Source organism: Curtobacterium sp. VKM Ac-2865 (genome assembly GCF_015350905.1).
Taxonomy (GTDB): Bacteria; Actinomycetota; Actinomycetes; order Actinomycetales; family Microbacteriaceae; genus Curtobacterium.
The window spans coordinates 166395-188895 of sequence record NZ_JADKRZ010000002.1 but is presented as its reverse complement, the minus strand read 5'-3'; the positions used below and the strand labels follow the sequence as shown (position 1 = coordinate 188895).

The following is a 22501-nucleotide window of genomic DNA, read 5'->3' as shown; positions in this document are numbered from 1 at the left end:
CCCGAACCGCCGAAGTCGGCGGCGCGAGCGGGATTCGGTGGTGCGACGCCAGGGCGCGCCGCACGCCACCACCAGCACGCGAGAGGATGAGCACGTGAAGCGAGGGAAGCTGCGGGTCCTGCTCGGTGCCGCACCCGGCGTCGGCAAGACCTTCACGATGCTGGAAGAGGGGCGCCGCCTGCGTGCCGAGGGCCGTGACGTGGTCGTCGCCGTCGTCGAGACCCACGGCCGCGCCGCCACCGCAGCGCTCGTCGACGGGCTCGAGGTCGTGCCCCGCCGCACCGAACAGCACCGTGGCGTCGAGCTCGACGACCTCGACCTCGCGGCCGTCGTCGCACGCCGGCCCGACGTGGCCCTGGTCGACGAGCTCGCCCACACGAACGCCCCCGGCGGCCCGCACGAGAAGCGCTGGCAGGACGTCGAGGCCCTGCTCGCCGCGGGGATCGACGTCATCTCGACGGTCAACATCCAGCACATGCAGTCCCTCGGCGACGTCGTGCGCGAGATCACCGGCACCGTCCAGCGGGAGACCGTCCCGGACGCCGTGGTCCGCGCCGCCGACCAGATCGAGGTCGTCGACCTGTCGCCGCAAGCCCTCCGCGAGCGGCTGTCCGACGGGCTGGTCTACCCGGCCGCCCGGATCGACGCCGCGCTGTCGAACTACTTCCGCCTCGGCAACCTCACCGCCCTGCGCGAGATCGCCCTGCTCTGGCTGGCCGACGAGGTCGACGACGCGCTCAAGCGCTACCGCGCCGAACACGGCATCGACCACCGGTGGGAGGCCCGCGAGCGCGTGCTCGTCGCCCTCACCGGCGGGCCCGAGGGCGAGACCCTCCTGCGCCGCGGGGCCCGGATCGCGGCCAGGTCGGCCGGCGGGGAGCTCGCGGCCGTGCACGTCACGACGAACGACGGGCTGCGGGAGCGTCACCCCGGCGCGCTCGGCAAGCAGCGGGCACTGCTCGAACAGCTCGGCGGGACCTACCACCAGGTGGTCGGCGACGACGTGCCCTCGACGCTCGTCCGGTTCGCCCGGTCGATCGACGCCACGCAGATCGTCATCGGGATCAGCCGTCGGAGCCGTGCGACCGCGGCCGTCACCGGCCCGGGCATCGGCAACACGGTGATCCAGGAGTCCGGCGACATCGACGTGCACGTCGTCACGCACGAGCGGGCCGGCGGCGGGATCGCCCTGCCGAAGCTCGGCGGCAGCCTGTCCCGGGGCCGCGTGGTCGCCGCGTTCGTGCTCGCCCTCGTCGCGGGGCCGCTGCTCACCTGGGCGCTCAGCCTCACCGACGACCCCGACTCGATCACGGTCGACGTCCTGGCGTACCAGCTGCTCGTCCTCGTCGTGGCCCTGGTCGGCGGGATGCTGCCGGCGGTGTTCGCGGCCGTGCTGTCGGGGCTCAGCCTCGACTTCTTCTTCGTCCAACCGCTGCACCAGGTCACCGTGCAGCAGCCGTGGCACCTCGTCGCCCTGGTGATGTACGTCATCAGCGCCGTGCTCGTCAGCTTCGTGGTCGACCGGTCCGCGCGCCGCTCCCGCACGGCTCGTCGGGCCGCGGCGGAGTCCGGGCTCCTGGTCGGGATCGCCGGCAGCGTCCTGCGCGGCGACGACGCCCTGCAGGCCCTCGTCGACCGCACCCGCGAGGCCTTCGGCTTCACCGGGCTACGCGTCCGGCAGGGGGACGCGGTGCCGGCCACGTCCGGGGCGTTCGACGACGCACCGGACGCCACCACGAGCCTCCCGTCCGGAGCGGTCCTGGAGTTCGCCGGCGCACCCGACGACCCGACCCAGCGCCGACTGCTGCGGGTCGTGGAGCAGCAGATCGACGCCGCCCTGGAGCACCGCGCGCTCACCCGCACCGCGGTGGACGCCGAGCGGATCGCGGCGGCGGACCGGGTGCGGAGCGCCATCCTCGCGGCCGTCGGCCACGACGTGCGGCGGCCGATCGCGGCCGCCTCGGCCGCCGTGCAGACCCTCCGTGCCAGCGACATCCGTCTGTCCGAGACCGACCGGGAGGCCCTGCTCGCCACCGCCGACGAGAGCCTCGGTCAGCTCGCGGTGCTGTTGGGCGACCTGCTCGACGTCTCGCGCGTGCAGGCGGGGGTGCTCGCGGTCACACCCGTGCCGCTGCCGCTCGAGACCGTGGTGGCGCCGGCCCTCGACGAGCTGGAGCTCGGGCCGGACGACGTCGACCTCGACCTGCCGGTGGACCTGCCCCAGGTGCTGGCCGACCCCGTGCTGCTGCAGCGCGTCATCGTGAACCTGCTCGCGAACGCCGTCCGCTACAGCCCCGAGGGCACGAGCGTCCGGGTGGCGGCGAGTGCCTTCGGCGGCGGGGTCGAGCTCCGCGTCACGGACCACGGGCCGGGCATCCCCGAGGTGCAGCGGAACGACGTGTTCCAGCCCTTCCAGCGGCTCGGCGACACCGACAACGACACCGGGCTGGGGCTCGGACTGGCACTGGCGCGGGGCTTCACCGAGGGGATGGGCGGCACCATCGAGGTCGACGACACCCCCGGCGGCGGACTGACCATGGTGGTGCGGCTGCCGATCGCCGGACACCTGGGAGTGGAAGCCCGATGAAGGTCCTGATCGCGGACGACGACCCGCAGCTCGTCCGGGCGCTCGGCGTGACGCTGTCCGCCCGCGGGTACGACGTCGTCACCGCCCGGGACGGCCGCGCCGCCATCGACGCGGTGATCACCGAGCGCCCGGACATCGTGATGCTCGACCTCGGGATGCCCAGGCTCGACGGCATCGGCGTGCTACAGGGCCTCCGTGCGTGGACGCAGGTGCCCGTGCTGGTGCTGTCGGGGCGGACGGACTCGGCGGACAAGGTCGACGCGCTCGACGCCGGCGCGGACGACTACGTGACGAAGCCGTTCCAGATGGACGAGCTGCTCGCACGGCTCCGGGCACTCGGTCGGCGGCGGGTCGTCGCGTCCGAGGAGACCCCGTCGATCGCGATCGGCCCGCTGCTCGTGGACCTCGTCGCGAAGCAGGTCACGTCCACCGAGGGGCCCGCGATCCGCCTGACCCCGACCGAGTGGCGGCTGCTCGAGGTCCTGGTCACGAACCCCGACCGGCTGATGACTCGCGAGATGCTCCTGACCGAGGTCTGGGGCCCGACGCACGGCAACGACTCCGGCTACCTGCGGCTCTACATGGCGCAGCTGCGGCGGAAGCTCGAGCCAGACCCCGCACACCCGCGGTACCTGGTCACCGAGTCGGGCATGGGCTACCGCTTCACGCCCTGAGGCCGGCCGCGGCGGCGAGTTCGGCGCGGGTGCGGGCGCCGTGCTTCCGGAGCAGGTTCGCCACGTGGTACTTCACCGTGTTGACGCTGATGCCGAGCCCGTCGGCGATCTCCCGGTTGCCGACGCCGGTCACGACGAGCCGGAGCACGTCGCGCTCCCGCGGGGTCAGGTCGGCGTCGTCGGCCACGTCGACCTGCCCGGCCGGCGGGTCGAGGGGGAGCGAGATGTCGAGGACGGAACCCCACGCGGGCGTCGAGTCCACCCGGAGTCGTCCGTCCAGGGCCGCGACCCGTTCGGCGATCGGCCGCATCGCGTCGTCGTGGGTGTCGAGCGTGCCGGCGCCGTCGTCGCGGAGCTGCATGAGCAGGTTCCGGCCGTCGCAGTCCCACTGGATGCGGACCCGCTGCGCCCGTCCCTCGTCGGCGAGCGCGAGGACCGCCGTCCGCACGATCGCCCTGGCCGCGTGCGCGACGTCGCCGGGCAGGGCGCGACCGGTGGCCGGCGGCTCGACGAACTGCACGTCGAGGTCGCCGAAGCGCACGAGCGGACGGAGGTCGGCACGGAGCCGCGAGAACGCCCCGGCCACCGGTTCGAGCAGTGCGCCGCGCTGTAGGTCGGTCGCGGTGCGCAGCTCGACGAGGGCGGCCGAGGCGATCTCGACGGCCTCGGCCCGAGCCGCGGCGTCGCCGACCCGCGACGACCGGAGCACCGCGAGCACCGACTCCAGCGTGAGCGCGTGGCGGTCGGCCTGCTCGGCGACGGTCCTGGCGTGCTCCGCGGCTGCCAGCCGTCCGCCGGGGTCGACCCGGGCCTCCAGGGCGGTGTCTGCTGTGTCGTCCACGCACCGAACCTACGCGGGTCTCCCATCCGTGTGGGTGGGGCTACCCGATCGGGTGGGTCCCCCGCCGTGTCGGGTAGCGGTCCGTCCAGGGGCGGAGGGCCAGTGTGGGTCGCATGGCACAACCGACCGTCCCCGACGCGCTCGACCTGGTCGTCCGCGAGCTCGACGACCTGGCCGCGGCACTCCGATCGGCCGACCCCGCGCCCTTCGCGCAGGCCGTCGACCTGGTCGAGGGCGCCGACCGTGTCTTCGTCCACGGTGCCGGGCGGTCCGGGCTCGCGCTCCGGATGACCGCCATGCGGCTGATGCACCTCGGGCTCGACGTGCACGTCGTCGGCGAGGTCACGACCCCGGCGATCCGACCGGGCGACGTGCTCCTGGTCGCGAGCGGTTCTGGCACCACCTCGGGGATCGTCGCAGCGGGCGAGAAGGCCGTCGAGGTCGGGGCGTCGGTCATCGCGGTCTCCACCACGGCGGAGTCGCCCCTCGCCGAGCTGGCCGCGGTCACGCTCGTGCTCCCCGCCGCCACCAAGACCGACCGTTCCGGCACCGCGTCCGCGCAGTACGCCGGCGGTCTGTTCGAGCAGGGTGTCGCCCTGCTCGGCGACGCGCTCTTCCACACCCTGTGGGTCAGGGGCGGGCAGTCCGCCGACGACCTCTGGCCCCGTCACGCCAACATCGAATGAACCACTGAAAGGCACACTCATGCAGCTCCAGTTCGCCATGGACACCCTGACCACCGAGAAGGCCCTCGAGCTCGCCGCCGCGGCCGCGCCGCACGTCGACATCATCGAGCTCGGCACGCCGCTGATCAAGGCCGCCGGCCTCTCCGCCGTCACCGCGATCAAGGAAGCCCACCCGGACAAGATCGTGTTCGCGGACCTCAAGACGATGGACGCCGGCGAGCTCGAGGCCGACATCGCCTTCTCTGCCGGCGCCGACCTGGTCACCGTGCTCGGTGTCGCCGGCGACAGCACCATCGCCGGTGCCGTCAAGGCCGCCAAGGCCCACGGCAAGGGCATCGTCGTCGACCTGATCGGCGTCTCCGACAAGGCCGCCCGGGCCCGCGAGGTCACCGAGATGGGCGCCGAGTTCGTCGAGATGCACGCCGGTCTCGACGAGCAGGCAGAGGAGGGCTTCACCTTCTCGAAGCTCCTCGACGCCGGCAAGGAGTCCGGCGTGCCGTTCTCGGTCGCCGGTGGCGTGAACGCCTCGTCCGTCGCCTCCGTGCAGGAGGCCGGCGCACGCGTGGCCGTCGCCGGCAGCGCGATCTACAGCGCGTCGGACGTCGGTGCCGCCGCCGCGGAGATCCGCGCGGCCATCACGGCCTGACCCACCCCACCACGATCGGCCCGACGGGCCCCGGCTGCAGGCCGGGGACGTCGGGCCGTCGTCGTGCCGGCGCACGGGAGGCTCGCCCTCCTCTGCAGCGTGGCCGTCGGACCGGCGCTCCGAGGCTCCGGCGCCGGTACCCGGCCCCCGGCGGCTGGGGAGCGGGCATGTTCGCGATGGCGTCTGACGGATCTGGTTCGCCGGACGCGGGGGTTGCCGACCGGATCCGTCACCGCGCAATCGGAAGTGCGGCGTCCTGCCGGTGCTGGGCGGGGAGCGCTGGCGTCGGAGCGTGACGATCACGCTGCGGGCCGTGACCGCCGGCGACTGGCAGCAGTGGCCGCCCGTACCGTCGTCGTGTCGGGCAGTCGTCATGTTGCTGTCGGGGTCCTGTCGAGTCCGTGTCGGGCAGGTGTCGGGTCCCTGTCGTGGTGCGTCGCGCCGCCTGCTCCCTAGGGTTGCCGACATGAACGACATGCGGATCGCGGAACTACGACGGCACCGGGGATGGACCCAGGAACGCCTGGCCGAGGAGAGCGGTGTCACCGCACGGACTGTGCAACGACTCGAGAGCGGTGCGGACGGCAGCCTCGAGACCGTCTCCCAGATCGCGCGGGCACTCGGCGTCCCCGTCCGTGAGCTCTTCACCGCGGACCCCGCTGAGCAGGTCGACGTCGGGGTCCGCGGGCTCGACGAACGCACGCTGGCGGAGCAGGCCCGGCGGGACTCGTACACACGCGGATGGCGGTACCTCTACCTCGGTGTCGGACTCCTCGTGACCTTCGCGGTGATCGGTGCCCTGTCCGCGCGCGCGGTCCCCGGGCTGCTCGTCTTCGTCATCCCGGCGTACTGGGCCGGCGGGACGCTGCTGTCCCGCTTCCTGATGATGGTCGTGCTCGACCCGTGGCTGGATCGGCGGTACCCGTTGTCCTCGTCGCGCCTGCGGGCCTGACGGCCGTTCCGCGGTCCACGGGCTGCGAGCAGCGTGCGGACGGGAGGCTCGCCCTCCCCGCAGCGTCGCCGTCGGCCCGGCGCTCCACGGCTCCGTGACCCCGGGCATCTTCGCAACGAGCGGTGACGGATCTGGTTCGCCGGATGCGAGGGTTGACGACCGGATCCGTCACCGCGCGATCGGAAGTGCGGCGTCCTGCCGGTCCTAGGCGGGGAGCGCTAGCGTCGGAGCGTGACGATCGTGCTGCGGGCCATGACCGCCGACGACTGGCAGCAGTGGCGGCCGGTGCGGCTGGCGGCGCTCGCGGACGCCCCCGAGGCCTTCGGCTCGCGGCTCGTCGACTGGGCAGATGCGCCAGAGAGCCGCTGGCGTACCCGGTTGTCGATCCCGGGTGCGCTCGACCTGGTCGCGTACGACGGTGAGCACGCCGTCGGCATGGCCAGCGGGGTCTCCGGGGAGGGCGACCGCGCCGAACTGATCTCGATGTGGGTCGACCCCGCCGCGCGTGGCCGCGGTGTCGCGGACGCCCTCATCGACGCCGTTGCCCGATGGGCCGTCGAGACCGGGGCCGACGTGCTCGAGCTCGCGGTGATGCCCGACAACGCCCGTGCCCGACGGACGTACGCACGGCTCGGTTTCACGGAGTCCGCCGTGGCCGGTGACGCCCTGCCCGACGGGCGGCACGAGGCGGTGATGCGCCGGGCGCTGGCGGGCCTGTCGGAGGCCCCACGCGCCTCCAGGCTGGTCGACGTGCTGACCGAGCTGGTCCACCCGGGTTCCCACGTGCTCGAACTCGGCTCGGGTGCCGGGCGGGACGCCCTGGCCCTCGAGGCCGCCGGGTTCCGTGTCGAGCGCACCGACGGGGCCAGGTCCTTCGTCGACGAGCTCCGCGCCGACGGCCACGGTGCGCGGGTGCTCGACGTCCGGACCGGGGTCTTCGGCGGACCGTTCGACGCCGTGTTCGCGACCGGGCTGCTCCGCCACGTGCGGCGGGCGGAGCTCCGCGGGGTGCTCCGCCGTGCCCTCGTGGCCGTCCGTCCGGGCGGGGTGCTCGCGGTGACGGTGCAGCGGACCGACGACGCACTCGCCGCCGACGTCGTGTCCGCCGGGTGGGACGACGTCGTCGTCCGGGCGGCCTCGGACGACGGGCCCTTCACGATCACCGCACACCGGACCGAGGACGCAGGATGAGCCGAGCACACCGACCACACCGAGTCCGCCGATGGGCCGCCTGGGTCGTCGCCGTGGTGCTCGTCCTCGTCGTGGTCTTCCTCGTGTGGGCGAACATCGTCATGCAGGGCACCCGCCCCGCCGCGCTGCAGGTCTGGCGCGACGACCGCGTCGCCGTCCGGGACGCCGGTGACGCCGTGGTGATGACCCCGACCAGCGGCGCGAACGGCGTCGGCGTGGTGTTCATCCCCGGTGCGAAGGTCGACGCGTACGCCTACATGGCCTCGTTCCGGCAGGTCGTCGCCGCCGGCACCACGGTCGTCATCACGAAGCCGACGCTCAACCTGGCCTTCTTCGACCCGCGACCGCTCGCCACGTTCGAGGCCCACGTGCCGACCGTCCACACCTGGGCCGTCGGCGGACACTCCCTCGGTGGTGTCCGGGCATGCCAGCTCGCGGACGGCCCCGAGGTCGCCGGCCTGCTGCTGTTCGGCAGCTACTGCGCGAACGACCTGTCCGGGTCGGACCTCGACGTCCTGAGCATCTCCGGGTCCCGCGACGGGCTCTCGACGCCGGCCAAGGTCGACGCTGCCCGCGACCGACTGCCGGCGAGCGCCACGATGACCGAAGTGCAGGGCGCCAACCACGCGGACTTCGGCGCGTACGGCGCCCAGCCGGGCGACGGCACCGCGACGATCCCGCTCGCCCAGGCCCGCGACGAGATCGCCACCGCCGTCACGCGGTGGGTCGAGGGCCTCCGCGCGTCCGGCCTCCACTGAGGCGCGCAACGAGGTACAGCACGACGCCGACCGCGAGCAGCATCGCCGCGTACAGCCACACCTGCCCGCTCTGCTGGGTGAGGAGCAGCACGCAGGACGCGACGCCGAGCACGGGGACGAAGGTCCACACCCGGAAGTGGTCGTGCTCCACGCGGTCGCGGCGCAAGACGAGCACGGCGACGTTGGTGCTGATGAACACGAAGAGCAGCAGCAGCACGACGGTCTCGGCGAGGGTGCCGACGTCGCCGACGAGCGTCAGCAGCATCGCCACGACGGTCGTCGCGACGATGGCCGTCCAGGGCGTCTTCCGGTTCGGCAGGACCCTGCCGAGCACGGTCGGCAGCAGGCGCTGCTCGGCCATGCCGTAGGTCACACGGCTCGCCATGATCATCGTCAGGAGTGCGCCGTTCGCGACGGCGACGAGGGCGATGAGGCTGAAGACCCAGTCCGGGATCGGCACGCCCGTGGCCGCGACGACCTGGAGCAGCGGGCCGGACGACTTCTGCAGCTCCGAGGAGGGCAGGGCGATGGCACTCGCCAGGCCGACGAGCACGTAGACGACGCCGGCGGTGGCGAGGGCGCCGAACAGGGCCCTCGGGTAGACCTTGCGGGGCTCGCGGACCTCCTCCGCGACGTTGGCGGAGGTCTCGAAGCCGACGAACGAGTAGTAGGCGACGATCGCGGCGCTCAGCGTGGCGAGCGCCGGGTTCGTTTCGGACGGGAACTCCCCGATGCGCGAGACGTCACCGCCTCAGCCGCCCAGCATGACGGCGACCGCGACGATGACGATCACCAGGCCGGAGACCTCGATGACCGTCATGACGACGTTGCTCTTCAGCGAGTCCGAGATCCCGCGGGCGTTCAGGCAGGCGACGAGCGCCAGGAACACGATGGCGGTCGGCACCGGCGGCAGGTCGACGAACGTACCCAGGTAGTCCCCGGCGAAGGCGAGCGACAGACCCGCGGCACTCGTGACCCCGGCGGCGAGCATGCAGAAGCCCACGAGGAATGACACCATCGGCACCTTGTAGGCGCGCTCGGCGAAGATCGCGGCGCCACCGGCCTTCGGGTACTTCGTCACGAGCTCCGCGTACGACCCCGCCGTCAGCAGCGTGAGCAGCAGCGCCAGCAGGAGCGGTGCCCAGAGCGCCCCGCCGACGTCCTTCGAGAGCGTGCCCTTCGTCACGACGAGCGAACCGGTCGTCCTCTGCGCGTCCTCACAGTCACGGACACGTCCTCCACCGTCGGTGAACTCTCTCCACAGGGGTGGTGCGGAGTGCAGCGTGGGTCGTGGAGCGGTCCTAGACTCGGGCGCACCACTCGTTCGACACGACTCCCTGGAAGGTGTGTCCATGACGTCGTCAGACCGGTCCGCCCCCGTGCGCCTCGCCGATGCGCGGGCGCTCCTCTTCGACCTCGACGGCGTCCTCACGCCAACGGCCGACGTGCACATGCGCGCCTGGAGCCGCCTGTTCACGCCGTACCTCGCCGCGCACGGCGTCGCGCCGTACACGGAGCAGGACTACTTCGCGTACATCGACGGCAAGCCGCGCTACGACGGCGTCCGCTCGCTGCTCGACGCCCGTGGCATCGAGCTGCCGCAGGGCACCCCGGACGACGCCCCCGACCAGGACACCGTCTGCGGGCTCGGCAACCGGAAGAACGCGGAGTTCACCGCCGAGCTGACCGAGCACGGTGTGGAGCCATACCCGGGATCGCTGCGCTTCCTCGTCGCTGCCATCGACGCCGGTCTGTCCGTCGCGGTGGTGTCGAGCTCCGCCAACGCCAAGTCGGTGCTCCGGACCGCCGGCATCCTCGAGCGCTTCCCGGTCGTCATCGACGGCCTGGTCGCGCGGGAGGACGGCCTGGCCGGCAAGCCCGCCCCGGACACCTACCTCGACGCCGCCAGCCGCTTCGGCCTGACTGCCGCCGAGTGCGTCGTGGTCGAGGACGCCACGAGCGGGGTGGCCGCCGGCCGGAACGGCTCCTTCGGCCTGGTCGTCGGCGTCGACCGCGGCGCGGGCGCCGACGCCCTGCGGCAGAACGGTGCGGACGTCGTCGTGACGGACCTCGCCGACCTCATCGCCGAGCTGCCCGAGCCTGCCGGGCCGGCCGAGCCGGCCGAGCCGGCCGTCCCGACGACGTAGGCGGACCACCCGGCGCGATCCGCGCCTCCAGGCCGTCCCTGACCACCTCGTCTCCCACGGAGCAGCATGAACCCCATCACCTCGGACCCCCTCGACCGCGTCCGGTACCCGGTCGACGAGTGGGCGCTCGTCGAGACCGAGTACACCCCGGACCAGCAGGGCGTCGCGGAGACGAACTTCGCGGTCGGCAACGGCTACCTGGGGCTGCGCGGGAACCTCGACGAGGGCCGCGGCGGCGTGCAGTACGGCTCGTACATCAACGGCTTCCACGAGACCTGGCCGATCCGGCACGCCGAGGACGCCTTCGGGTTCGCCAAGACCGGCCAGACGATCATCAACGCGCCGGACGCCAAGGTGATCCGGCTGTACGTGGACGACGAACCCCTCGTCCTCGCCGAGGCCGACATCCTGCGCCACACGCGCCGACTCGACTTCCGCGGGGGGTACCTGCTGCGTGAGACCGAGTGGTCGACGCCGTCCGGCAAGCGGGTCCTCATCCGGTCGCGCCGTCTCGTGTCGTTCACGGACCGCCACCTCGCGGTCGTCGACTACGAGGTCACGATGCTCGACCACGACGCCTCGATCCTGCTGTCCAGCCAGATCCTCAACCGGCAGGACGTCGTCGACGAGTACCACGCCGGCATGCGAGCGGCCGCGACGGCGTCCGCGTTCGACCCGCGCAAGGCCGAGACGTTCAGCGAGCGCGTCCTCGAACCGCGGCTCAAGCGGAACACGGCGACCCGCTCCCTGCTCGGGTACCAGGCCAAGAGCTCGGGCATGACGATCTGCGTCGGGGTCGAGCACCGGATCGAGACCGAGAACGCCTGGGACGAGTCCTCCTCGATCGAGGACGACCTCGCCAAGCACGTCTACCGGGTGCAGGCGAAGGCCGGCCAGCCCATCCGCCTGACCAAGAACATCGTCTACCACACCTCGCGCGGGGTGCCGGCGCGCGAACTCGCCGATCGCTGCGACCGCACGCTCGACCGCGCCCACGCCGAGACGGTGGAGGAGACCTTCGCCAAGCAGCGCACGTGGATGGACGACTACTGGGCACGCAGCGACGTGGAGATCGCCGGGCAGCCGGAGATCCAGCAGGCCGTCCGCTGGAACCTCTACATGCTCGCGCAGGCGACCGCCCGCACCGACGGCCACGGCATCGCCGCCAAGGGCGTCACCGGCTCCGGCTACGGCGGGCACTACTTCTGGGACATGGAGATCTACGTCCTCCCGTTCCTCAGCTACACGGCACCGATCGTCGCGCGCAACGCGCTGCGGTTCCGCTACAACATGCTCGACTCCGCGCGTGCCCGCGCCCGCGAGCTGAACCAGCACGGCGCCCTGTTCCCGTGGCGCACGATCAACGGCGAGGAGTCCAGCGCGTACTACGCCGCCGGCACCGCGCAGTACCACATCGACGCGGACATCGCCCACGCGCTGATGCAGTACGTCCGGGCCTCCGGCGACACCGAGTTCCTGAAGCGCGGTGCGATCGACATCCTCGTCGAGACCGCTCGCCTGTGGGAGGACCTCGGCTTCTGGCGCTCCAACGGCGACCAGAAGTTCCACATCGACGGCGTCACCGGTCCGGACGAGTACACGACCGTCGTCGACGACAACATGTACACGAACGTGATGGCCCGGGCGAACCTGTGGTTCGCGGTCAACGCGTGCCGGCAGCTCAGCGTCGACGACCCGGGCGAGTACGCCCGCATGGTCCGACGCACCGGGCTCGACGAGTCCGAGATCGTCGACTGGGAGCACGCCGCCGAGTCGATGGAGATCCCGTTCGACCCGCACCGTGGCATCCACCCGCAGGACGCCCAGTTCCTCGACAAGGAACTCTGGGACCTCGAGCGGACCCCTGAGTCCAAGCGTCCGCTGCTGCTGCACTACCACCCGCTCGTGATCTACCGGTTCCAGGTGCTCAAGCAGGCCGACGTCGTGCTGGCGCTGTTCCTGCAGGGCCACGAGTTCACCCCGGCGGAGAAGCGCCGCGACTTCGACTACTACGACGCCCTCACCACCGGTGACTCGACCCTGTCCGCCGTCGTGCAGTCGATCATGGCGGCCGAGGTCGGCTACCACGAGCTCGCCGAGCAGTACTTCCACACCGCGCTCTACGTCGACCTGGCCGACCTGCACGGCAACACCACCGACGGCGTGCACATCGCGTCGACCGGCGGCATCTGGGGCGGGCTCGTCAACGGCTTCGGCGGCATGCGCGACCACGGCGGCAAGATGTCGTTCAACCCGCGGTTGCCCGAGTCGTGGGAGCGCCTGACCTACCGCCTGACGGTGCACGGCTCACGCGTGCGCGTCGACCTGGAGCAGGAGCGCATGACGTTCACGGTCGAGACCGGGTCCGGCTTCACGGCCTGGGTGCACAACCAGCCGTACGACATCGAGGCCGGCGCCCCGACCGTCGTGCCGATCCCGCACCACGGGCCGCGGATGTCCGGACACGCCCCGACGACGAGCGACATCCAGGGCACGCTCCGCGCCGACGGTTCGGTGATCACGGCGTCGATCCCGACCATCTCGCTCGAACGCGAAGTGGACTCGGACGACAGCACCGCGTAGCGGCTCTCCGGACCGGGTCGCGTACCACGGTGCGCGGCTCGGACCGGCCTGGAGGCCCGGCGCGGCCCCGGCAGTCCGCTCGCCTGGCCGCGTGTCCAGGCCGGTGCGGGCACGGTGGTCTGCTGTGCCCATCGGGCCGATGGCGTCTCTCCCGGGCACGGACGTGCAACGAGAGGATCCACCATGGGCAAGCGGTTCGAGGGCAAGGTCGCGATCGTGACGGGGGCCGGTTCCGGCATCGGTGCGGCCACTGCGAGGGCGTTCGTCGACGAGGGGGCCTCGGTGGTCCTCGTGGACAGCGTCGGTGAGAAGGTCCGGGCGGTCGGCGACGACCTGCCGACGGACCGCGTCGTCGTGCTGCGCGCTGACGTCGCCTCGCCGGAGGACTGGGAGACCGTCGTCGCCGCGGCGATCGACCGCTGGGACCGGGTCGACGTGCTCGTGAACAACGCGGGCACCTTCACGTCCGGCGACGTCACCGACATCTCCACGGACGAGTGGCGCCGCGTGATCGAGACCGACCTGTCGAGCGTGTTCTACGGCACCCGGGCGGCGCTGCCGTTCCTCCGTGAGACGAAGGGGTCGATCGTGAACACCTCGTCCGTGTCCGGCGAGGGCGCGGACTGGCGCATGAGCCCCTACAACGCGGCGAAGGGCGGGGTGTCGAACTTCACGAAGGCCGCCGCGCTCGACAACGGCCACGCCGGGGTCCGGGTGAACGCGGTCGCGCCTGGACTCATCTGGACGGACATGACCCAGGAGCAGGCCGAGGACGAGGCCCTCAAGCAGGAGTTCGCCGAGCGCATCGCTCTCGGGCGTGGTGGTCGTGCGGAGGAGGTCGCCGCGGCGGTGCTCTTCCTGGCCAGCGACGAGGCGTCGTTCATCACGGGAGCGATCCTGCCCGTGGACGGCGGCACCATGGCGAGCAACGGGCAGCCCGCGCAGTCCTGACCGCGGCGAACCGCGCTGTCGGCGAGATCCCTACGGGAGTTGTGTTCAGAACACGTTCTGAATACGGTGGTGTCATGACGCTCCTCGCCCCCGTCCGCCGCCGACGCTCCGTGCAGTCGTCCGACCTGTCGCGCCACGCGAAAGACGTGTTCGCCGCCGCGGAACAGGAGCCACTCGAGGTCACTCGACGCGACGGTGCTCCGCTCGTCCTGACGACGAAGGAGCGGTCCGACGACGACGAGGCCGTCCTCGACATCGCTGCGCAGCTCATCGCCGCGGTCACCGTCAACGAGTCGCTGCCGCTCCACGACCGGCTGGCGATCCCGTATCCCTGGTTGAAGCTGCTGAGCCGTGCGGACCAGCAGCGGTTCGCCACGGAGATCGTCGAGGTGGCTCGCGGGTCCTTCTCGCTCCGGCAGCCCCGCAGGCTGCTGCTGGAGATGCAGGCCTGGCGCAACTCGGCCGAGGCGATCGCCGCCGGCTGGGACACCTCGGAGCCGGACCTGCTCGACCCGCCGGTCATCGCTGAGAAGCCGTGACCGATGGCCGCGCGCCGAACCGGCGTGGCGCGGCCGGTCCGCACCACGGAGTACACGATCGTCCTCGCCACGCGTGGTGCCGAGCAGGGGTGGCGAGACGTCCTGGCGACGCAGCGCAATGCCGTCGTCGGCGCGTGGGAGCGGCTCACGACGGATCCGCTGACTGAAGACCTCGCCTGCCACGCACTCCGCGGGGAACTCGGCGTCGTCGTGCACTCAGGGCGCGAATGGGTCCGCCGTCAGTACGAACTCAAGCGGGGTGCCCGGATCTGGTTCACCGTGGATGAAGAAGCGCGGGTCGTGCAGGTCATCGCGGTGCACACGCACCACCCCAACGAGACGAAGTGATCGTCAGAGGAGCTTGCGCAGGGTGTTCGTGTTGCGGGTCGTCGTCGTGCGCTTGAAGCGTGCGGCGCTGGCCCGCTTCGCGAAAACGCTGTCCGTGCTCGACCCCTTCGGGCACGACCAGTAGACGACACCGTCGCCGCGCGCGACCCGCTCCACCGTGTCGTCGAGTTCGAGGTCGGCAAGCAGGTCGTCCAGTGCGGCGTCGTCGGACCCGAAGAGGACGTAGTCGTGTCGGTCGGCGGACGACTCGAAGGGGAAGGTGTCGACGAGTGCGGCGAGGGCGTCGTGCGGGACGAGCACGATCCAGGCGTCGTACCCGAAGCGGTCGCGGAGCGCCTGCTCGACGTCGGCCTTGAGTTCGGGCGCGGGCATCGCGGACGAGAACACGACGTTGCCCGACGCCAGCACAGTGCGGACATCTGTGTGTCCGCGCTCCTCGAACAGCGTCCGGAGGTCGGCAGATCGGATCGTGATGCCGTTCACGTTCACCCCGCGCAGCAGGGCGATCCACCTGGTCATGTCGTGACGGTAGCGCGTCCGAGGCTCAGGGACCGACGTCGGCATCGCCGTGTTCACGGAGCTGGATCGGCCAGCGGGGTGGATCGACGCGTGGAAACGGTCTCAGAACGGCGGCATGTGCTGGACGAGCATCCCAGCTCGCTCGATGACGGTCGGGACATGGCGAACGGCGTCATCGAAGTCGTCTCGTGATGCAACCGGCCGGTCCGGGTTCGGGTACTGGGTGTCGTTCCGCACACTGCGCATCCACTTGACCGCGCGGAGGGCCTCCTGCCGGGGAGGTTCGGTCTGGGCGATGACCAGGTCGACGACCGCCGCGTGAGCGCCTTCTCCCCGGGTCTTCAAGCCCTGGTTGACCAGTACCGCTGACAGCGCCAGTCGCGCGGCGTCGTACAACAGGTTGAAGGCACTCTCGACGCTGACGTCGGTCACCATCTCGGCTGCGGAGAACGCCCCTCTGGCCTGTTCGAGCATTGCTTCTGCGAGGTCTCGCGATGCGTCGACCCGAGTCAGTGTGCCGTTGCGCAGTGCCTGTTCAACCTCGGCTCGACCGAGGGCCCACACGTTCGGTGCCACCTACTTCCCTCCCATCGTGATCGGTACCAGCGGACGCTGGCGAACGGTCCTGAGGAACGGGTCATCGGCCCGCTCCCACGTCTCGCGAGACGTCGCACGGATGCTGACGTCGCGGTGCAGCTCCTTCGAGGCGGCATCAGCGGTGTCGAACAGGAGGCTGCGATCGGGCCTCCCGACGACGAGGACGTCGATGTCACCGGGTGGCGAACCGCCTTCTCCGAGTCGTCGCGCTGCCCAGGACCCGTAGACGTACGCCTCTTCCAGGTCGGGGACCCCACTGAGCAGGCGACCCAGCACCACGGTCGGGCCGAAGCTGAGCTGCAGCAGTTCCACGAGTGGAAGGAACGCCGGGTCGTCGGGGTTCGCGCGGACGAGGACCGATCGACCGACGTGCTCGGTCATCACGAGGTTGGTCTCGACGAGGCGTTGCACCTCACGGTGCGCCGTCGCGTACGGCACGTTGGTGAGTCGCGCGAGGTCGCTCGTGGAGTATCGCGCCCCGCCGTCCAGGAACACCCGCGCGAGGATCTCTCCTTGCGCGTCGGAACGGAACAGCGGTGACAACCGCGAGATCGACTTGACCATTTGGTGGATGACATTATCAAGAAGATGGATAGGTCGCGAAGGAGATCTCCATGACGATGGTGCCCCGAATCGCCGTCACGACCACGTCCGCGCGACGGTCCACCCGCCACCCTCCGGCACGATGTCGACCACCAGGGTCTCGCCGTCCTCCGCGGTGACCTGGAAGCGCCAGCCGGCAGTCCGTTCGGGAGCGTGCGTGATGGCGGTGGGCAGGTCGGACGGGGTCACGGTGAGGCGCGTCGGCACGTCGGACACCCGCCAGCGGCGTCCCTGCCACACGATGCGCACCGGCATCCCCTGGGTCCACCAGACCGTGGTGGCTGCGTCGACGACGATCATCGGGTCCTCCTCATTCGAACGTGTGTTCGAATGGTAGGCGTCGGTCGGGGGTCCTGCAACCGCCGTCGGATCCCGGGAGCGGTTCCGGGACTGCCCGTGTAGACGGGGTGGCATGACGAACGACGGACAGGGACCAGACGCCGCCCACCAGGTGCCAGAGGGGGTGTCCGAGGAGACCGTCGAGGCCCTCGGGGCGCTCTCCGCAGCACTCGAGGTGCTCGAGCACGCTCGCGGCTACCTCTACGGGTTCCACCGCCTGACGGGCAAGGCGGACCTCGGCTTCGGCGATGCCGTCGAGCAGCTCCGGAAGGCCGGGCACACCGAGCTCGCCGACCGCGTCGACACGGAGCTGATCGGCCGGAACGTCATCGAGGGCCGGTGGACGTTCCAGATCGTCGAGGACTACGACGACGGGTACTACGCGCTCGCCAAGGACCTGGAGCGCACGGCGCGGGACGACCTCGCCGGGGGCCGACGCCACCTGCTCGAGGCGGGCATGAAGGAGGACCGGCGCACGCGCGCCCAGCGCCACCACGAGGCGACGCCGGCCGATCTGCCGGAGTAGCCCCGGGCTTCCCGTCCGGCCGCTCGGCGTCAGCCGATGCCGCACAAGCGAAACCGGCTCGCACCACGGAAGTCCGTGGCGCGAGCCGGTTCTGGTTGTGCGAACCCGATCGACGCCGGCCGCTCGGCGTCAGCCGACCCCGAGCACCGACTCCAGCGGCCCGCGCGCGAAGTACAGCAGGAAGCCAGCGGCGACGACGTAGAGCAGCCAGGAGACCTCGCGGCCGCGGCCGGACAGCGCCTTGATGAGCACCCAGCTGATGAAGCCCACGCCGATGCCGTTCGCGATCGAGTAGGTCAGCGGCATCACGACGATCGTCAGGAACGCCGGCAGCGCCGACCCGAAGTCGCTCCACTCGATGTCCTTCACCTGCGCGACCATGAGCGCACCGACGACGACGAGCCCGGCGGCTGCGACCTCGAGCGGGACGACCTGCGTCAGTGGCGTCAGGAACATCGAGGCCAGGAACAGCAGACCGGTCACGACGGAGGCCATGCCCGTGCGGGCGCCCTCGCCGATGCCGGCGGCGGAGTCGATGAAGACGGTGTTCGACGAGACCGAGGCGCCACCGCCGGCGATCGCACCGGCGCCCTCGACGACGAGCGCCGAGCGGAGACGGGGGAAGGTGCCGTCGGGCTTCGCGACCCCGGCGGCCTTCGCCAGCCCGGTCATCGTGCCCATGGCGTCGAAGAAGTTCGTGAAGACCAGCGTGAAGACGAGCATCGACGCGGCGAGCGGGCCGATGCGGCTGAAGGCACCGAAGTCGAAGTGGCCGACGAGCGACAGGTCGGGCAGGGCGAACAGCGCGCTCGGCAGCCCGGGGGCGTTGAGGTTCCAGCCGGTCTTGGAGTCGACCGAGGTCGGCACGTGGAAGACGGCCTGCAGGATGATCGCGATGACCGTCGTCGCGATGATGCCGATGAGCAGGGCGCCCTTGACCTTGCGGGCCATGAGCGTGCCGATGATCACCAGGCCGATGAGGAACACGATCGTGGGGAGCGCCCCGACGGAGCCGTCCTCGCCGAGCTGCAGCGGCGGCGACGCCAGGCCCGAGGAGCGCACGAAGCCGGAGTCGACCAGCCCGATGAAGGCGATGAACAGGCCGATGCCGACGGTGATCGCGGCCTTGAGCTGCGCCGGCACCGCCGTGAAGATCATCGTCCGGATCCCGGTCAACGCCAGGATGACGATGATCACGCCGTTGATGACGACGAGCCCCATCGCCTCGGCCCAGGTGACCTGGTGCACGACGCTCACGGCGAGGAACGAGTTGATCCCGAGCCCGGCCGCGATGCCGAACGGCAGGTTCGCGATCATGCCCATCGCGATCGTCATGATGCCGGCGACGAGCCCGGTGGCCGCGGCGACCTGGGCGTTCTCGAGCCACCCGCCGGTGACGTCCTTCGCGGCCTGGTCGGCGCTGAACCCACCGAGGATCAGCGGGTTGAGGATGACGATGTACGCCATCGTGACGAAGGAGACGAGGCCGCCGCGGACCTCACGGGGGATGGTCGATCCGCGCTTCGTGACGGAGAAGAAGCGGTCGAGGCCGGACGCGACGCGGTTCCGGGGCGGTTCGGTGGTCTTCGTGGCGCTCACTGACGAAGTTTAAAGGAACCTGGCAGCGTCGGGGGACTGGTGTTTGATGGGTTGCGTGAACCACCGCATGGACCGTGCTCGCATCGAGGCCGCCGTGCGCGAGCTCCTCGCCGGGATCGGCGAGGACCCCGACCGCCCCGGGCTCGCACGGACGCCACAGCGGGTGGCCGACGCCTACGCCGAGTTCTTCGCCGGCCTGGGCGAGGACGCCGCTGCGATCGCCCGCGACGGCACCGTCCCGGCCGAGGCCGACGAACGCGGGCAGCTCGTCGTCGTGCGCGACATCCGCTTCCGCTCCGTCTGCGAGCACCACATGCTCCCCTTCCTCGGCGTCGCGCACCTGGCCTATGCCCCGGGCGAGCGCCTGATCGGCCTCGGCACGCTGGCTCGGGTCGTCGACGCCCTCGCGTCCCGCCCGCAGCTGCAGGAGCGCCTCGGCGAACAGGTCGTGCGGGCGGTGCAGGACGGGCTCGAGGCCCAGGGCGTCCTCGTCGTGCTCGACGCCCAGCACCAGTGCGTGACGACCCGCGGCGAGCGGCAGACCGGCTCGACGACGGTGACGGTCGCCGCGAGCGGCTCGCTGGCCGAGGCGACCGGCCGCGCCGAGGCCATCGCCCTGATTGGGGCCGGGAGCGGCGCCGGAGCCGGAGCCGCGGACGGGCTCGCCGGATCGAGCACCGTCGCCGCACCCCAGCACGAGGCTGACGCATGACGAGGGACGGGGCCGCCACGAGCCTCCAGGCCGGCGCAGCACCCGGCTGGGTCGTCCCCGACCTGCGCGACCCGGTCCGCACCATCGGCCGCCGCACCATCGACTTCGACCACCGCATCGCGGTGATGGCGATCGTCAACCGCACGCCCGACTCCTTCCACGACAAGGGCGCGACGTTCGCGCTGGACCGCGCGGTCGAGGCCGCGGTCCTCGCCGCCGAGCAGGGCGCCGACTGGGTCGACATCGGCGGCGTGAAGTTCGCGCCGGGGCCGGAGCTGCCTGCATCGGACGAGATCGACCGCGTCGTGCCCGTGGTCGAGCAGCTCGCCCAGCAGTCCGACGTCGTCATCAGCGTCGACACCTTCCGTCCCGAGGTCGCGGCCGCCGCGATCGCTGCCGGCGCGAGCGTCGTCAACGACACGACGGGGCTGTCCGACCCGCGGATGGCCGAGGTGGTCGCCGACTCCGACGCCACGATCGTCATCACGCACTCCACGGCCCCGCCCCGCCAGCAGCTCCCGACTCCGCCCGTCTACGACGACGTGACCGGATCCGTCGTCGGCTTCCTGCGCGAACGCGTCGACCGGGCGCTCGCCGCTGGCGTCCCCGACGCGCGGATCATCGTCGACCCCGGCCACGACCTCAACAAGAACACCGTGCACACGCTGGAGCTCACCCGGCGGCTGCCCGAGGTCGTCGCGCTCGGCTACCCCGTGCTCGCGGCCGTCTCGAACAAGGACTTCGTCGGGGAGTCCCTCGGCCGGCCCCGCGGCGCACGGTTGTCGGGATCGCTGGCCGTCGCGACGGTCAGCGCCATGCTCGGTGCCCGCATCGTGCGGATGCACGACGTCGTCGAGTCCGTCGACGCCATGCGCATGGTCGAGGCCACCCTCGGTTGGCGTGCACCCCTGGAATCGAGGCACAACACGTGAACCTGCTGCCCCCGTCCGTCGCGGACCTGTCCGACGACGACCTGGTCGCCCTGTACAGCGCGGCGCCGGCTCCGGCGGTCGGCGCGGCTCCGTCCACGGCTGGGTCCGGTGTCGGCCTGGAGGCTCGGATCGGCTCCGACACGTCGGCCGCCGGTTGGATCCGGGTCAACTTCGTCAGCACGCTCGACGGCGCCGCCTCCGCCGAGGGCGTCACCGGGTCGCTCGGTGGTCCAGACGACCTGCGGGTGTTCGACCTGCTCCGCCGCATCGCCGACGTGGTGCTCGTCGCTGCCGGCACCGTCCGGGACGAGGGCTACGGACCCATGCGCCTGCATGACGCCGACGTCACCTGGCGGCGCGAGCACGGCCTGCCCGACCACCCCGTCTTCGCGATCGTCACCGGGTCGCTGTCGCTCGACCCCGCGTCGTCCGTGTTCACCGACGCCCCGGTCCGGCCGCTCGTGCTGACCTCCCAGGCGGCCGACCAGGGCCGGCGGTCGGCGTTGGCCGCCGTGGCCGACGTCGTGTCGTGCGGCGAGGACTCGGTCGACGTCCGGCTCGTGCGTGATGCTCTGGTGTCCCGAGGCCTCGGGCGCATCCACTGCGAGGGCGGGCCGTCGTTCCTGGGCTCGCTCGTGGCGGCGGACCTCGTCGACGAGCTGTGCCTGTCGGTGGACCCGTCGCTCGAGGGCGGCGAGGGGCCCCGCATCGTGCGCGGGTCCTCGCCGGAGCTGCGACGGATGCGCCTGGCCCACGTGCTGCGCGGCGAGGGCGATCTGCTGCTGACGAGGTACGTCCGGTCGCGGTGACCGGACCTTGCGGGGACCGAGCTGCCTTCGGTACCGTTGCGTGATGGGTGAAGTACCACGTACCACGAGGCGTCTCCGGATCGTCGTCTCCATGCTCTGCTGCTCGGTGGCGCTGGTCATGGTGCTCGGTCAGGTCGTCCCCGCCCTGCGCCCGGCGCAGGGGGTGGTCTGGGGCGTCGCTGCGGTCGTGTCGGTCGTCGCGCTGGTGACGGTCCTCGCCGCCGGGCGGCGTCGCGGTGCCGGCCGGTAGGGTCGGGCACGTGATCGACATCGTGGCGTCCGGGGTCCTCTTCGACATGGACGGGACGCTCGTGGACTCCACCTCGGTCGTCGAGGGAGCGTGGGGCCGCTTCGGCGCTGCGCACGACCTCGCACCGTCGACGATCCTGGCGTTCTCGCACGGGCGCCAGACGATCGACACCGTCGCGCACTTCCTGCCCGACCTCGACCCCGCCGAACAGCGACGCCTGGCGGACGAGCTCGTCGCGGACGAGGTCGAGAACACCCACGGCATCGTCGAGGTCCCCGGCGCAGCGGCGTTCCTGCGTCGGCTCGTCGACGCCGGCGTCCCCGTGGCGCTGGTGACGAGCGCGCCACGTGACCTCGCCCTCAACCGCATGCGTGCCGCCGGCGTCACCGTGCCGGACGTGGTCGTGACCTCGGAGGACATCGAGAACGGCAAGCCCCACCCCGACGGGTACCTCCGCGGCGCGGAGCTGCTCGGCCTGGCGGCGTCGGACTGCCTGGCGTTCGAGGACGCCCCGGCCGGCGTCGAGTCGGCGATCGCCTCCGGGGCGACGACGGTCGTGGTCGGGACGCTCGAGGCCGACGTCACCGTCGGGATCCCGCGCGTCCACGGCTTCGACGGCGTGGAGGTCACGCCCGAGGGCACCGCGTTCCGCATCCGCGGCTGACGGCGGGCTCGCCACGCGACGACCCACGTGGGCGCGACACGGCGTGCA

Annotated in this window: 24 protein-coding genes and 1 pseudogene; 18 read left to right on the top strand and 7 right to left on the bottom strand. The window is 71.7% G+C overall.

The features are described 5' to 3' along the window. Positions 1-94: 94 nt before the first annotated feature. Both ITJ54_RS05935 and ITJ54_RS05930 read left to right on the top strand, forming a co-directional pair. Positions 95-2587, top strand: a complete 2493-nt coding sequence (locus ITJ54_RS05935) for an ATP-binding protein (protein ID WP_194626538.1) — start codon at positions 95-97, stop codon at positions 2585-2587. Continuing rightward, entirely contained in the window at positions 2584-3261 is a 678-nt protein-coding gene (locus ITJ54_RS05930) for a response regulator (RefSeq protein WP_194626537.1), read from the top strand. Before ITJ54_RS05935 ends, ITJ54_RS05930 begins: the two co-directional genes overlap by 4 nt. Here the strand turns inward: ITJ54_RS05930 and ITJ54_RS05925 are convergent. Beyond that, entirely contained in the window at positions 3251-4102 is an 852-nt protein-coding gene (locus tag ITJ54_RS05925) for a LuxR C-terminal-related transcriptional regulator (RefSeq protein ID WP_194626535.1), read from the bottom strand. The two genes, ITJ54_RS05930 and ITJ54_RS05925, sit on opposite strands and share 11 nt — an antisense overlap. Before the next feature lie 113 nt (positions 4103-4215). Here ITJ54_RS05925 and hxlB point away from each other — a divergent pair, with 113 nt between their 5' ends. The 5 genes from hxlB to ITJ54_RS05900 all read left to right on the top strand — a co-directional run bounded on the left by hxlB (position 4216) and on the right by ITJ54_RS05900 (position 8335). Next, positions 4216-4788, top strand: a complete 573-nt coding sequence (gene hxlB / locus ITJ54_RS05920) for a 6-phospho-3-hexuloisomerase (RefSeq protein WP_194626533.1) — start codon at positions 4216-4218, stop codon at positions 4786-4788. A gap of 19 nt (positions 4789-4807) precedes the next feature. Beyond that, the gene (gene hxlA, locus ITJ54_RS05915) at positions 4808-5434 is read left to right on the top strand and encodes a 3-hexulose-6-phosphate synthase (protein ID WP_071276907.1); all 627 of its coding nucleotides are present in this window, start codon (positions 4808-4810) and stop codon (positions 5432-5434) included. A gap of 466 nt (positions 5435-5900) precedes the next feature. Further along, positions 5901-6386: a helix-turn-helix transcriptional regulator gene (locus ITJ54_RS05910; RefSeq protein ID WP_194626531.1), complete on the top strand. Its 486-nt coding sequence runs from the start codon at positions 5901-5903 to the stop codon at positions 6384-6386. Positions 6387-6617: 231 nt separating this feature from the next. Continuing rightward, positions 6618-7577 carry a GNAT family N-acetyltransferase gene (locus tag ITJ54_RS05905; protein ID WP_194626528.1) on the top strand — a complete coding sequence of 320 codons (960 nt, stop codon included), beginning with the start codon at positions 6618-6620 and terminating at the stop codon, positions 7575-7577. Then, positions 7574-8335 carry an alpha/beta hydrolase gene (locus ITJ54_RS05900; protein WP_194626526.1) on the top strand — a complete coding sequence of 254 codons (762 nt, stop codon included), beginning with the start codon at positions 7574-7576 and terminating at the stop codon, positions 8333-8335. The genes ITJ54_RS05905 and ITJ54_RS05900 overlap by 4 nt, the downstream gene beginning before the upstream one ends. Here the strand turns inward: ITJ54_RS05900 and ITJ54_RS05895 are convergent. Beyond that, positions 8292-9689: pseudogene (locus ITJ54_RS05895) on the bottom strand (APC family permease). The gene ITJ54_RS05900 and the pseudogene ITJ54_RS05895 sit on opposite strands and share 44 nt — an antisense overlap. Between ITJ54_RS05895 and ITJ54_RS05890 the strand changes: the two are divergent. The 5 genes from ITJ54_RS05890 (at position 9688) to ITJ54_RS05870 (ending at position 14903) form a co-directional block, all read left to right on the top strand. Next, positions 9688-10482 (top strand): HAD family hydrolase, encoded by a 795-nt coding sequence (locus tag ITJ54_RS05890; RefSeq protein ID WP_194626525.1) that lies wholly within the window; start codon positions 9688-9690, stop codon positions 10480-10482. The pseudogene ITJ54_RS05895 and the gene ITJ54_RS05890 overlap by 2 nt on opposite strands. Before the next feature lie 66 nt (positions 10483-10548). Continuing rightward, on the top strand, positions 10549-13065 hold the full coding sequence (locus ITJ54_RS05885; protein WP_194626522.1) for a glycoside hydrolase family 65 protein: 2517 nt from the start codon (positions 10549-10551) through the stop codon (positions 13063-13065). 183 nt (positions 13066-13248) lie between these two features. After that, positions 13249-14016 (top strand): SDR family NAD(P)-dependent oxidoreductase, encoded by a 768-nt coding sequence (locus ITJ54_RS05880; RefSeq protein ID WP_194626520.1) that lies wholly within the window; start codon positions 13249-13251, stop codon positions 14014-14016. Positions 14017-14090: 74 nt separating this feature from the next. Beyond that, a complete protein-coding gene (locus ITJ54_RS05875) occupies positions 14091-14555 on the top strand; it encodes a prevent-host-death protein (protein ID WP_194626518.1) in 465 nt (154 codons plus the stop codon). Between the two features lie 3 nt (positions 14556-14558). Beyond that, positions 14559-14903 carry a hypothetical protein gene (locus ITJ54_RS05870; RefSeq protein WP_194626516.1) on the top strand — a complete coding sequence of 115 codons (345 nt, stop codon included), beginning with the start codon at positions 14559-14561 and terminating at the stop codon, positions 14901-14903. Between the two features lie 3 nt (positions 14904-14906). Here ITJ54_RS05870 and ITJ54_RS05865 read toward each other — a convergent pair whose 3' ends face one another. From ITJ54_RS05865 to ITJ54_RS05850, 4 genes are all read right to left on the bottom strand, one after another. Next, complete coding sequence (locus ITJ54_RS05865) at positions 14907-15422, bottom strand: DUF1697 domain-containing protein (protein ID WP_194626514.1); 516 nt, start codon at positions 15420-15422, stop codon at positions 14907-14909. A 102-nt stretch (positions 15423-15524) separates the two neighbouring features. Next, positions 15525-15998, bottom strand: coding sequence for a HEPN domain-containing protein (locus ITJ54_RS05860; RefSeq protein WP_194626512.1), 474 nt, complete (start codon positions 15996-15998; stop codon positions 15525-15527). After that, on the bottom strand, positions 15999-16583 hold the full coding sequence (locus tag ITJ54_RS05855) for an ArsR family transcriptional regulator (protein ID WP_194626510.1): 585 nt from the start codon (positions 16581-16583) through the stop codon (positions 15999-16001). 75 nt (positions 16584-16658) lie between these two features. Further along, positions 16659-16922: a hypothetical protein gene (locus ITJ54_RS05850; protein WP_194626508.1), complete on the bottom strand. Its 264-nt coding sequence runs from the start codon at positions 16920-16922 to the stop codon at positions 16659-16661. A gap of 112 nt (positions 16923-17034) precedes the next feature. Here ITJ54_RS05850 and ITJ54_RS05845 point away from each other — a divergent pair, with 112 nt between their 5' ends. Then, positions 17035-17487 carry a hypothetical protein gene (locus ITJ54_RS05845; RefSeq protein WP_194626506.1) on the top strand — a complete coding sequence of 151 codons (453 nt, stop codon included), beginning with the start codon at positions 17035-17037 and terminating at the stop codon, positions 17485-17487. A gap of 129 nt (positions 17488-17616) precedes the next feature. Here the strand turns inward: ITJ54_RS05845 and ITJ54_RS05840 are convergent, their stop codons facing one another. Next, positions 17617-19086, bottom strand: a complete 1470-nt coding sequence (locus tag ITJ54_RS05840) for an NCS2 family permease (RefSeq protein ID WP_194626504.1) — start codon at positions 19084-19086, stop codon at positions 17617-17619. Positions 19087-19153: 67 nt separating this feature from the next. On the opposite strand from ITJ54_RS05840, the gene folE reads away from it, so the two are divergent. From folE to ITJ54_RS05815, 5 genes are read left to right on the top strand one after another with little or no spacing between them, the layout of a single operon-like run. Next, on the top strand, positions 19154-19798 hold the full coding sequence (folE, locus tag ITJ54_RS05835) for a GTP cyclohydrolase I (protein ID WP_194627353.1): 645 nt from the start codon (positions 19154-19156) through the stop codon (positions 19796-19798). Continuing rightward, positions 19795-20730, top strand: coding sequence for a dihydropteroate synthase (gene folP / locus ITJ54_RS05830; protein ID WP_194626502.1), 936 nt, complete (start codon positions 19795-19797; stop codon positions 20728-20730). Before folE ends, folP begins: the two co-directional genes overlap by 4 nt. Continuing rightward, a complete protein-coding gene (locus tag ITJ54_RS05825; protein WP_194626500.1) occupies positions 20727-21539 on the top strand; it encodes a pyrimidine reductase family protein in 813 nt (270 codons plus the stop codon). The genes folP and ITJ54_RS05825 overlap by 4 nt, the downstream gene beginning before the upstream one ends. 43 nt (positions 21540-21582) lie before the next feature. Continuing rightward, the gene (locus ITJ54_RS05820) at positions 21583-21789 is read left to right on the top strand and encodes a hypothetical protein (protein ID WP_194626498.1); all 207 of its coding nucleotides are present in this window, start codon (positions 21583-21585) and stop codon (positions 21787-21789) included. Positions 21790-21799: 10 nt separating this feature from the next. After that, positions 21800-22453: an HAD-IA family hydrolase gene (locus tag ITJ54_RS05815; RefSeq protein WP_194626496.1), complete on the top strand. Its 654-nt coding sequence runs from the start codon at positions 21800-21802 to the stop codon at positions 22451-22453. The last annotated feature ends 48 nt before the right edge of the window (positions 22454-22501 follow it).